Annotated in this window: 8 protein-coding genes; 7 read left to right on the top strand and 1 reads right to left on the bottom strand. The window is 64.6% G+C overall.

All coding sequences use genetic code 11. The features are described 5' to 3' along the window. Window positions 1–636, top strand: a 636-nt coding sequence (locus tag VJ604_RS07100) for a sugar phosphate nucleotidyltransferase (protein ID WP_324081062.1), incomplete at its 5' end; no start/stop codon positions are given. 74 nt (window positions 637–710) lie between these two features. Here VJ604_RS07100 and VJ604_RS07095 read toward each other — a convergent pair. Next, window positions 711–2,924, bottom strand: a complete 2,214-nt coding sequence (locus VJ604_RS07095; protein ID WP_324081060.1) for a lytic transglycosylase domain-containing protein — start codon at window positions 2,922–2,924, stop codon at window positions 711–713. A 401-nt stretch (window positions 2,925–3,325) separates the two neighbouring features. Here VJ604_RS07095 and rnr point away from each other — a divergent pair, with 401 nt between their 5' ends. The 6 genes from rnr to aroE all read left to right on the top strand — a co-directional run. Then, window positions 3,326–5,551, top strand: coding sequence for a ribonuclease R (rnr, locus tag VJ604_RS07090; protein WP_324081058.1), 2,226 nt, complete (start codon window positions 3,326–3,328; stop codon window positions 5,549–5,551). A gap of 275 nt (window positions 5,552–5,826) precedes the next feature. Continuing rightward, the gene (gene tatC, locus VJ604_RS07085) at window positions 5,827–6,672 is read left to right on the top strand and encodes a twin-arginine translocase subunit TatC (protein WP_324081056.1); all 846 of its coding nucleotides are present in this window, start codon (window positions 5,827–5,829) and stop codon (window positions 6,670–6,672) included. 31 nt (window positions 6,673–6,703) lie between these two features. Further along, a complete protein-coding gene (locus VJ604_RS07080; RefSeq protein WP_324081054.1) occupies window positions 6,704–7,729 on the top strand; it encodes a bifunctional riboflavin kinase/FAD synthetase in 1,026 nt (341 codons plus the stop codon). Window positions 7,730–7,783: 54 nt separating this feature from the next. Then, on the top strand, window positions 7,784–8,776 hold the full coding sequence (locus VJ604_RS07075) for a lysylphosphatidylglycerol synthase transmembrane domain-containing protein (protein ID WP_324081053.1): 993 nt from the start codon (window positions 7,784–7,786) through the stop codon (window positions 8,774–8,776). Next, window positions 8,773–10,659 (top strand): glycosyltransferase family 117 protein, encoded by a 1,887-nt coding sequence (locus tag VJ604_RS07070; protein ID WP_324081052.1) that lies wholly within the window; start codon window positions 8,773–8,775, stop codon window positions 10,657–10,659. The genes VJ604_RS07075 and VJ604_RS07070 overlap by 4 nt, the downstream gene beginning before the upstream one ends. Further along, window positions 10,656–11,354: shikimate dehydrogenase (gene aroE / locus VJ604_RS07065; RefSeq protein WP_324081050.1), on the top strand; the 699-nt coding region annotated here is incomplete at its 3' end. The genes VJ604_RS07070 and aroE, both read left to right, overlap by 4 nt.

Here is an 11,354-nt window from a genome sequence, read left to right as displayed (position 1 = left end):
TGCGCCGACTGCGACGGCCTCATCTACTCCAAGGAGGTGGAGGACTACCAGCGCTTCGGGGTGAACGTGGTGCGCGACGGGATCATCGTGGACATGGTGGAAAAGCCGGAGACCCTGATCTCCAAGCTGGCCCAGGTCGGGCTCTACTACCTGAAGGATGGGCTCTCCTTCATGCAGTACCTGGATCAGACCATCAAGGCCTGCGAAACGGTGAAGGGAGAGTATTACCTGCCGGCGGTCTTCATGCGCATGATCAGGGAGGGACGTCGCTTCAAGGCCCCCGAAATCGACGCCTGGCTCGACTGCGGGACCCCGGAGACCCTGCTGCAGACCAACAGCTACCTCCTGGTCGGCCGCCACCACAACCATGGCGAGGTGATCGATTCCGTGCTGATCGAGCCGGTGCATATCGAGAGGGGGGCGGTGGTCCGCAGTTGCATCCTGGGACCCAACGTCTCCATCGCCGCCGGCAGCGTGGTGGAGCGGAGCATCCTGAAGGACTCCATCATCAACAGCGACACCACGGTCAGCAACATGATCCTGCACGATTCCATCCTGGGGGATTCGGTGCACCTGTTCGGCTCCAACCGCCGGATGAACATCGGCGACCACTCGCTGATCGAGATGGAGGGGTAGGGGAAGGAAGAAAAAGTTGAAGAAGGTGGCGTAACAGATGAAAAAAGGGGGCGAATGGTTCGCCCCCTTTTTTATTATTGATGCTGCTGTGCGGGAGGTGCCTCTGGAACTGCCGGGGTGGCGGGGGGATCCACAGCGGTCTCGACAGCCGGTGCCGGCGTGGGGGACGGCGTCGCTGCCGCCGGCGCCGGGGTGGCTACCGCGGGGACCGGCATGGCTGCCGTCGCTGCGGGTGCCGGTGCCGGTGCCCGGTACAGCCGCTGGTAGAGCTCCATGGCGGTGGTGACCTTCTTCACGTATTCCCGGGTCTCGCCGAACGGGATGCTCTCCACGAACTCGTCGCTGGGGAGTTCTCCCAGGCTCTTCTGCCAGCGCTTCACGTTGCCGGATCCGGCGTTGTAGGCGGCGATCGCCAGCGGGAGCTTCTTGTCGAACTGGGCGAGCAGCCCCTTGAGGTGCTTGGTCCCCAGCTTGATGTTCAATTCGGGCTGGGTCAGCCGGCTGCTGTCCCCCTTGGAGATCCGCTCGGCGGTGGCGGGCATGATCTGCATGAGCCCCACCGCGCCGACCGGCGAGAGGGCTCCCGGCAGGTAGTTGCTCTCGGTGCGGATGATCGCGTAGACCAGGCTCTCCGGGAGGGCGTTGGCGGAGGCGTTCCTGGCCACATCATCCCGGAAGGCAAGCGGGTAGTTGAGACCCCAGACCGGTGCGCTGTCGGCAGGCGAGCGCCTCGGTTTCTCCTTGGAGATGGTGTTCAGCGCGCCGTTGTAGTTGCCCATTTCCAGGAACAGCCGGGCGATGGGGAGGGCGCTCTTCACCTTCTTGGCGTTCAGTTCCCTGGTCGCCTCGTCGTAGAGCCCCAGGGCAATGAGCGCCTTTTCCCGCTCGAAGCCGGCCGGCATGGGCAGGGTGTCGGGGAGGTTGCTGGGCGCGGTGGGGAAGGACGAGACGTTGCACCACCTGTTGCAGATCAGTGCGTAGTAGCCGAACGGGTACTCCGAGGCCAGGGTGCCGAAGGCGGTTTCGGCACCTTGGGTGTCGCCGGCGGCGGCAAGCGACTTGCCCCACCAGTAGAGCGCCCGTTCCCGCTGGTCATCGCGCTCGGTCAGGCTCTTGAAATAGCCGGCGGCGGCGCGGAAGTCCCGGGACTGGTAGCTCGCCCAGGCGACCTCCCAACTCGCCGAACCCTTGCTCTGGTTGGGATAGCTCGACAGGTATCTCTTGAAAAGCTGCAGCGCTGTCTCCCAATTCTTCTGGTAACGCTTCAGGTAGGCGGCCTCCAGCAGCGCATCGTCCGCCACCGGGGTCTTTTCGGAGGCCAGTTTCAGGTAGAGGTCGTACGCTTCCTCCACCTTGCCGGTCTTGTCCAGCGTCTTGGCCAGCCAGAACCTCGCCTCGCTGGTGGCCCCGTTGCCACCCTTCTGGATGATGCCGAGCAGCACCCCCTTGGCCTCCTCGTAGTGGCGGGCCTTGAAGAGGGACTGCGCCATCTTGAGCCGTACCTTGGCGACGTATTCCTCGGATTGGCCGGCCAAGGTGAGCGAGGCGAAGGCGTCGGCCGCCTCCTTGTGCCGACCGAGGTTGGCCAGGGTAGTTGCCCTTTTGAAGAGTTCGGCGTCGCTGTACGGTTCCACCTGGGTCCCCGCCGCGGCGAGTTTCTGCAATTGCTGGGTGGCCTTTTCCGCGAAGGGAGAGGAGGGGTAGCTGAGCCAGACCGTTCTCAAGCCGGCTGCGGCGGCCTTGGCGTCTCCTAGCTGGGCCCGGCAGAGCGCGGTGCCGTAGAGGGCCGAGATCGAGTCACTGCCGGAGGGGTAGCGCTCGATGAACATGGTGTAGGTCTCCAGGGCCTCCTTGGGATGCCCTGCTGCCGCCATGCTGTCGCCGTACAGGATGAGGGCGGCGCGGTACAGGCGGCTGTCGGGGTACTGCTTGAGGAGCTTGTACAGCGGCGGGAGCGCCTGGTCGTGGCGCCCGAGCTTGGAGAGGGCGAACCCTTGGTGGTAGAGGGCGTAATCGGCCAGGATCGGGTACTGCTCCGCGGCGACTGCCAGGTTCGAGGCGGCCTCTTCCCACATCTCCAGCTTCACCGAAGCCATCCCGACCAGGAAGGCGCGTGAGCCCTTCTCGGCGCTTTTCAGGGCGGCCTCGCGGGCGCCGTTGAAGTCCTTCACCTTCATCCGCTCGGCTGCGGCGGCAAGTGGAGCGTCCATGTTCCTGGTAGTGAGGGCTGAGGCGGGAAGGGTGGTGAACAGCAGGACGACTGCGGCGGCGATGACGCGGTAAAGCATGTACTTACTCCCTTTTCAGACAAAAAACTAATCTCTATTTGTACCGAAGCGGGGATGAAATAGCAAGGATAAAGGGGTGCTGTTTCACCCTTCCGCCGGTACCTTCCCGGCGGGATAGCTCACTCATAGGGTCCCGTCGGAAAGGCCCCTCTCCCCACGGGAGAGGGCTAGGGTGAGGGTGTTATCCACGAAGTGAGGCAGTCAAAGTTATTGGGGCTTCCCTCACCCCGACCCTCTCCCGTGGGGAGAGGGAGAGTTGGAGAAGGGCGGAGGGAGGTTGGGCACTTCCGTTCCGTATACTGCGCGAGCGCCCATGAATCGTTGACTTTCCACCGGTGCTCCTGCATTATCCCAATTAAGAGAATCTAGATTTCGTGCTAATTGGAAAGAAAGGTAATTGCATGCATAAAGGTAAGGGGAGGCGCCAGGTTGGCGATCCGGTGTTGAAGCTTCTCAGCAAGGGGGAGCCGGTGCAGTTTCGGCAGATGCTGAAGGCGTTCGGGATCACCCGCTTCGAACGTCCCCGCTTCGAGGAGCACCTGGACCGCCTGGTGGACAAGGGCGAGATCGTCAGGCTGCCGGGGCGGGTGTACGCGCTGCCGGGCGGGGCGGGGGGCGCCGGAGTCCGCGGCAGGCTTTCCATCCATCCGGACGGCTACGGCTTTCTGGCCCCCGAGGAGGGGGGCGACGACCTCTTCATCCCCAAACGGTACCTGCGGGAGAACATGAACGGCGACCTGGTGGAGGCGCAGGTGGTCTCCAGCAGGCGCGACGGTAAGAGGGAAGGGCGGGTGACCGCCCTGATCCAGCGTGGCATCACCAGCGTGATCGGCCGTTTCGAGGCGATCGGCAAGGGGGGGAGGGTGGTCCCCGACGACCCGCGGGTGCAGCGCGACCTCTTCGTGGCCCCCGGCGATACCGGCGGCGCGCGCGACGGCGAGGTGGTGCAGGCGATGATCACCTCCTACCCCGGCGAGGCGCGCACCCTGGAAGGGCGCATCAGCGAGGTGCTGGGGAAGGCGGACGACCCCGAGGTCGAGGTGCTGACGGTCATCAAGAAATACGAGCTGCCGCATGTCTTCAGCAAGGAGGTCCTGGCCGAGGCCGCCCGTGAGCCCCAAACGGTCGGCGAGGAGGCGCTCGCCGGACGGGTGGACCTGCGGCAACGGGTGACCGTCACCATCGACGGCGAGACCGCCCGTGACTTCGACGACGCCGTCTCGGTAGCCGCCGAGGGGGACGCCATCCGGCTCTGGGTCTCCATCGCCGACGTCTCCCATTACGTGAAGGAGGGGTCGGCGCTGGACACCGAGGCCTATCTGCGCGGCACCTCGGTCTATTTCCCCGACCGCTGCATCCCCATGCTCCCCGAAGAGCTCTCCAACGGCATCTGCTCGCTGAACCCGGCAGTGGACCGGCTGACCATGACGGCCGAGATGCTGTTCGACAAGGCGGGGGAGATGACGCAAGCGCGCTTCTACCCGAGCGTGATCAAGAGTGCTGCCCGCCTTACCTACACCATCGTCAAGAAGATCGTGGTCGATCAGGACCGGGAGGCGATGGAGAGCCAGCCGGCGCTGGTCCCGCACCTCAAGCTGATGGAGGAGCTCGCCCTCCGGCTGAACGCCAAGCGGGCCAAGCGCGGCAGCATCGACCTCGACCTGCCGGAGCCCCAGATCGTCCTGGACCTGCAGGGTGAGACCACCGCCATCGTGCAAAGCGAGCGGAACCTTGCCCACCGCATCATCGAGGAGTTCATGCTGGCCGCCAACGAGGCGGTGGCGAGCTTCCTGGAGAAGACCCCGGTCCCCTCGCTCTACCGGGTGCACGAGAACCCCGATCCCCTGAAACTCAAGGACCTGGCGGAGTTCGTCTTCAGTTTCGGCTACCAGCTGCAGGTCGAGGAGGAGAAGGTGAGCCCTCTCGCGCTGCAGAAGCTGCTGGCCGAGGTGGAGGGGAAACCGGAGGAGCGGCTGATCAACGAGGTGCTTCTGCGCTGCATGAAGCAGGCGCGCTACAGCGCCGAAAACCTCGGCCACTTCGGCCTGGCCGCCACCTCCTATACCCATTTCACCTCTCCCATCCGCCGCTATCCGGACCTGGTGGTGCACCGGATCCTGAGAAGGGTGCTTTCCGCAGCGATGAAGGGGAGCGACAAGAGCCATCTGGAGGCGAGGCTTCCCGAGGTCGCCCTGCACACCAGCCGCCGCGAGCGGATCGCCATGGACGCCGAGCGCGAGATGGTCGATCTGAAGAAGATGCAGTTCATGCGGGACAAGATCGGCGAGGAGTACGACGGCTTCATCACCGGCGTGGCGAGCTTCGGGCTTTTCGTGGAGCTGGTGGACCTCTTCGTGGAGGGGATGGTGCCGGTGGCGACCCTGCCGGTCGATTACTGGGTGCATAACGAGAAGGGGCACTCCCTGATCGGCCAGCACAGCCGCACCATGTACCGGATGGCGGACAAGGTGCGGGTCAAGGTGGCCGGGGTTAACGAGGCGCGCAAGCAGGTGGAGTTCGCCATGATCGGCACCCTGGAGAAGCGTCCCGTCGCCCCCGTCTCGGGCGCCGAGACCTACGCCCGCATCCCGGTCAAAGGGAAGCGCCCCAAGCCGCGCCGGAGGTAGAAGGAGCCGGGAACCCAGCCGTTCACCCTGAGCCTGTCGAAGGGGCGTTGAAACTTGTACGGCTAAAAAAGGCTAGAGAAGTTGGTGCTGATGCTTCGACAGGCTCAACACGAACGGCCCAACCTTCTCGCCTGCTAATCAACTGCCCGGCCGGGCAATGCGGCGCCGAAAGCAGTTGCGCTGACTTCGGCCGCTGTGATATAGAATTTCATTGATGTTTCTGTGCGCCGACTGGCGTCTTCCGCCGCACATCTTCTTAAGAAACCCGAGGAAATATGACCGACGAAAAGGTTCTGCCGTTTTTGGAGCATCTGGTCGAGCTCAGGAAACGGCTCATCGTCTGCGTGATCGCCATCGTGATCGGGATGGGGGTCGCCTGGAACTTCTCCAACGACATACTCACCTTCATCGAAAAGCCGCTCACCGGCCACACCTACCTGACCGATATCAAGAAGCAGCTCTACGGCGAGTTGAAGAAGCGCTATCCCGCCGCCTACAAGCAGTACCAGTTGGGTGAGGAGAAGGGGGTCTCCGAGAAGCCGCGCATGCTGAACTACAGCGCGCCCTTGGAGCCTTTCTTCGTGCAGTGCAAGATCTCCATGCTGGCCGGCATGATCATCGTGCTCCCCATCATCTTCCAGCAGTTCTGGATGTTCGTGGCCCCCGGGCTGACCCGGGGCGAGCGGCGGATGGTGGTCCCCTTCGTGACCGCGGCCTCGGCCGCCTTCGTGGCGGGGGCGCTGTTCTTCCTGATCATCATCTGGCCGGTCATCATCAACTTCTCCCTCTCCTACGAGGCGGTAGGGTTGCAGAGCTGGTTCAACATCTCCGCCTACATAAACTTCTGCCTCAGGCTGATCCTGATCTTCGGGCTGATCTTCGAGCTGCCGGTCATCTCGCTGCTTTTGGCCCGCTTCGGCCTGGTGAGCTACGCCATGCTTGCCCCCAAGCGCAAGTACGCCCTTTTGGCGAGCTCCATCATCGCCGCCTTCCACGCCGACCTGGTGACCATGTTCGTCATCATGGTCCCGCTCTACCTGATGTACGAGCTCAGCATCTGGGTGGCGCTCATCTTCGGCAAGAAGAAGCGGGCCGCCGTGGCGGATACGGTGGAAGCATAAGCATGAAACTGCCTCAGGGGTTCCTGCCGTAATGGTGATTTTCACAAGCATAGCCGACGTCAAAGAGAAGCTGCGGCACCCGGTGGTGACCATCGGCAACTTCGACGGCGTCCACCTGGGACACCGCGAGATCTTCCGGCGCGTGCGCGAGGCGGCCCGGATGCGGGGCGGGGTCTCCGTGGTCGTGACCTTCGTGCCGCACCCCATGCAGGTGATCTCCCCGGGGACCGGGGTCAAGCTGATCACCACCACCTGCGAGAAGGAAGCGCTCATCGAGGCGGCCGGCATCGACTACCTCCTGGAGATCCCCTTCGATTGGAACTTCGCCTCCATCTCCGCCCTCCAATTCGTGGAAGAGGTCCTGGTCGCCACCCTTGGCATGGAGCACCTGGTGATCGGCTACGATTACGCCTTCGGCCGCGGCAGGGAGGGAAACGTCGACCTGTTGCGCACGCTGGGGGAGCGCTTCTCCTTCAGCGTGGAGGTGCTGGCGCCGATCTCCAACGGAGCCACCATCTACAGCTCCACCGCCGTCCGCAACATGCTGGGCTGCGGGGACGTGCGGGGGGTGATATCGGTCCTGGGGAGGCATTACGCTGTCACCGGCACCGTGGTGCACGGCCACCAGCGCGGGCGCGGGCTGGGCTTCCCCACCGCCAACCTCTGCATCCAGAAGGACCTGTTGCCGGCAGCCGGCGTCTACGCCGTGAAGGTGCGGGTCGGCGAAGAGCTTTTGGACGGCGCCTGCAACATCGGCACGAACCCCACCTTCGACAACGACCGGCTCTCGCTGGAGGTATTCCTGTTCGACTTCGAGGGAGACCTCTACGGCCGCGAGGTCACCATGTTCTTCATGGAACGGCTGCGGGGGGAGATGCGCTTTCCCAGCGTGGAGGCCCTCAAGGAGGCGATCGCCGCCGACGTGGCGCGCTGCCGAAAGATCCTCGCCGAGCTTAAGGACTGGCACCCCGGAGTCGGGGAGGACGGCCATCGGGTGGGCGAGGGGGGCGGCGGCCGCGAGCCGGCCGCGGTGAGCGAGGAAAGCGACAAGCAATAAACAGGCTGGCCAAGGAGCGTCTTTCTGTCCAACAAGAAAATAGATATCAAACTGGTGCTCGGCATTGCGGTCAGCGCTGTTTTCCTGTTCCTGGTCTTCAGGAAGATCGACCTCGACAAGATGATGGCGGCCTTCCGTGGCATGGATTTCCGCTACCTCTGGCCGGCCCTCCTGCTTACCTTCGTGAGCTACTACCTTCGCGCGGTGCGCTGGAAGTTCCTGCTCTTCCCCATCAAGCGCACCAGCCTTGGCAACCTCTTCTCGGCTACCCTGATCGGCTACATGGGCAACAACATCTTCCCGGCCCGGCTGGGGGAGTTCATGCGCGCCTACGCCCTCGCCCGCAAGGAGGAGATCGACACCTCCGCGGTCTTCGCCACCCTGGTGGTGGACCGGCTCTGCGACGGCTTCACCATGCTGCTCGTGCTGGTGATCGCCTTCTTCACGGTGAGCCTCCCGCCGGAGCAGGCGGCGCTCCACCAGAAGCTCGTGAACGGCGGCTACCTGATGCTGGGGCTCTACCTGGTGGTGATCGCCTTCCTGGTGCTCTTAAAGAAGAGGACCGAGTGGACCATCCGGCTGGTCTCCCTCTTTCTGCGCCCGTTCCCGGACGCCCTGGCCGGGAAGATCACCCACATGCTGGTCTCCTTCATCCACGGCATCCGGCTGACCTCCTCCCCCTCCCAGTTCGCGGGGATCGTGCTGAGCTCGCTGGCCATCTGGGCCACCGCCATCTGGCCGGTGGACCTCCTGTTGCGCGCCTTCGGTCTCCCCATGCCGCTCCCCGCCTCCCTGTTCATCATGGTCTTCCTGGTCTTTGCGGTGATGGTCCCGGCTTCCCCGGGTTCGGTCGGGACCTACGAGTACGCCGGCGCGGTCGCCCTCACCGCCCTGGGGGTGAACTGGGAACTGTCGGTCTCTATCGCCCTGGTCATCCATGCCCTGAGCTTCTTCCCGGTCATCCCGGTGGGGTTCTACTGCATGTGGCGGGACAAGCTCTCGGTGAAGAAGCTCAGCCAGCATGACGGTTCGGGGGCGCCCGCGTGACCAGCAAGGCGACTCTCAGCAGGCTCGACCCCTTCGCCCTGGCGGCCTTCGTCGTTCCCCTGTTCATCTACCTTTTGACCCTGGCCCCCACGGTCACCTTCTTCGACTCGGGCGAGTTCCTGACCGCCGCCTACTCGTTGGGGACCGCGCATTCGCCGGGCTATCCGCTCTTCATCAACTACGCCAAGCCCTTCACCTTTCTCCCCTTCGGCTCGATCGCCTTCCGGATCAACTTCGCCACCGCCGTCTCGGCGGGGCTCGCCTGCTACGGCGTTTTCCTGCTGACCAGCTATCTGCTCAGGGACGAGGAGTTCCCCGCGCCCTCCGGCGGCGGCAAGGCTGCCCCGGCCAGGGAGGAGGGGGGCTTTGCGCTGCTGGTCAAGCGGCTGGTGGCGCTCTCCGCTTCGCTCACCTTCGCCTGCACGGCGAGGCTCTGGCTGCAGTCCAACCACGACAAACCGTATCCGCTGCTCGCCTTTATCTGCGCGCTGGTCTTCTTCCTCATGCTGCGCTGGCGCGAGAGCTACCTGGAAGGCTCCGAGCGTCCCTCCTACGTCTACCTGGGCGCCTTCCTGTGCGGGCTCGGTACCGGCGCCCACCAGATCGTGGTGCTGATGATCCCGGCCTACGCCTTCCTGCTCATCTCCGCCGACTGGCGGGTGATCTGCCGGGTCAAGGAGCTCCTGATCGCCTTCGCCTTCGGCATCCTCGGCTTCGCCATCAACCTGCACCTGATCGTGCGGGCGCTCCGAAAGCCGCTCCTTAACTGGGGCGATTCCAAGAACCTCACCCAGTTCCTGTGGAACCTGCTCAGGAAGGGGTACCCCCCCGAGCCGCATGTGCGCGACCTGAAGCTCCTCTGGGCGCAGGCCAACGCCTTCAACATCCCCTACGAATTCACCGTGGCGGGGCTCATGCTGCTTTTGATCGGCCTTTGCTACTTCGTGCGCAGGAAGAGCTACCTGACCCTCAGCTACGTGATCGGGGTCGCCTCCTTCCTGCTGGTGATCGTGGGCTATTTCGACACCCCCTTCGAGACCATCTTCCTGACCGAGGAGTTCTTCACCCCGCTCTACCTCCTTTCCGCCGTCTTCATCGGGGTGGGGATCTTCGCCGTCCTCAAGGAGGGGGCGGTCTATCTCAAGGGCCCGGCCCTGCGGGGGATGCTGCTGGCGCTGGCTTTCCTACTGCCGGTCGCGGTCTGCCTGCTCCACTACCGTGAGAACGACCAGCACGAGAACTACATCGCCTACGACTACGCCGCCAACACGCTGCGTTCCCTGCCGCAGAACGCCATCATGTACACCTGGGGCGATTCCGGCGCCTTCCCCCTCTGGTATCTGCAAGGGGTGGAGAGGATGCGCGAGGACCTGCTGCTGCCCCACACGCCGCACCTGCTCTTCGACTGGTACCTAGACGGCATCCCGGAGTTCCGCGGCAGCCGGCTTTACCAGATACCCCCCGAGCAGCGCACCCCCGACTACGCCCTGTACCTCTCCATCGCGGAGGAGATGCCGCGCCGCCCTGTGTTCATCGACTTCTCCACCAGGTACTCGCTGCCGCTGGGCAACCTGGTGCTGCAGCAGCGGGGGATCGTCTACGGCCTGGAGCCGGCCGGCACTCCGCCCCGGCCGCCGGCCGAGGTCTTCCCGCTCTACTCCCTGCGCGGCATCAAGCCGGGGAGCGGCATGTTCTTCAGGGACCTCGACACCAGCAAGGCGATCCTGATCTACGCCTCGGCCTGCATCGAGGCGGGGGAGACCCTGCTCAAGCTGGGCAACCAGCAGCAGGGTCGCGCCGAGCTGGAGCGGGCCCGCCTCATCTCGCCCGAGCTCGCCAGGCAGGTGGACCAGGTACTCACTGCCTACGGAGTCAGCCGATGACCATCTCCGGAAAAACCACCCTGACCGGCATCATCGGCTACCCGGTCTCCCACTCGCTTTCGCCGCTCATGCACAACGCCGCCTTCGCGGCGCTCTCGCTGGACTGGGTCTACGTCCCCTTCCCGGTGGCGCCGGAACGCCTTGCCGAGGGGGTGCGCGGGCTCGCCGCGCTGGGCGTGGCAGGCTTCAACGTCACCATCCCCCACAAGGTGGCCATCATTCCGCTCTTGGACCGGATCGCGCCGGAGGCGGAGCTGATCGGGGCGGTCAATACGGTGCAGGTGAAGGACGGCCTGCTGACCGGTTACAACACCGACGGCATCGGTCTGCTGGCGGCGCTGGAGGGAAAACTCGGCTTCACCCCCTCCGGGCGCTCGGTGCTGGTGCTGGGAGCCGGCGGCGCCGCCCGCAGCGCACTGGTCTCACTGGCGCTGGCCGGTGCCTCGCGCATCGATATCGTCAACCGCTCCCTGGAAAAGGGGGAGGAGCTCGCCGCAGAGCTGGGGGGGCGGCTTTCCGTCACCCTCGCCGCGGCGGGACTGGAACGGCTGGCCGATGCCGGCTATCTCAAGGAGTTCGACCTGATCGTCAACACCACCTCGGTCGGCATGGCAGGCGACTCCTTCCCGGGGTTGAGCCTCGCCGGGCTCAAGAGTGGGGCCGTGCTCTACGACATGGTCTACGCCCCGCCGGTC

Origin of the sequence: Geomonas sp., from assembly GCF_035254065.1 — a bacterium.
In the GTDB taxonomy this organism is placed as follows: domain Bacteria; phylum Desulfobacterota; class Desulfuromonadia; order Geobacterales; family Geobacteraceae; genus Geomonas.
Note: the sequence above shows the minus strand (reverse complement) of the source record. Positions and strands in the feature narration are given on the sequence as shown.

Coding starts and splice junctions, on each gene's coding strand:
- VJ604_RS07095 (WP_324081060.1), bottom strand. CDS start 2,924: ATGCTTTACCGCGTCATCGCCGCCGCAGTCGTCCTGCTGTTCACCACC.
- tatC (WP_324081056.1), top strand. CDS start 5,827: ATGACCGACGAAAAGGTTCTGCCGTTTTTGGAGCATCTGGTCGAGCTC.
- rnr (WP_324081058.1), top strand. CDS start 3,326: ATGCATAAAGGTAAGGGGAGGCGCCAGGTTGGCGATCCGGTGTTGAAG.
- VJ604_RS07080 (WP_324081054.1), top strand. CDS start 6,704: ATGGTGATTTTCACAAGCATAGCCGACGTCAAAGAGAAGCTGCGGCAC.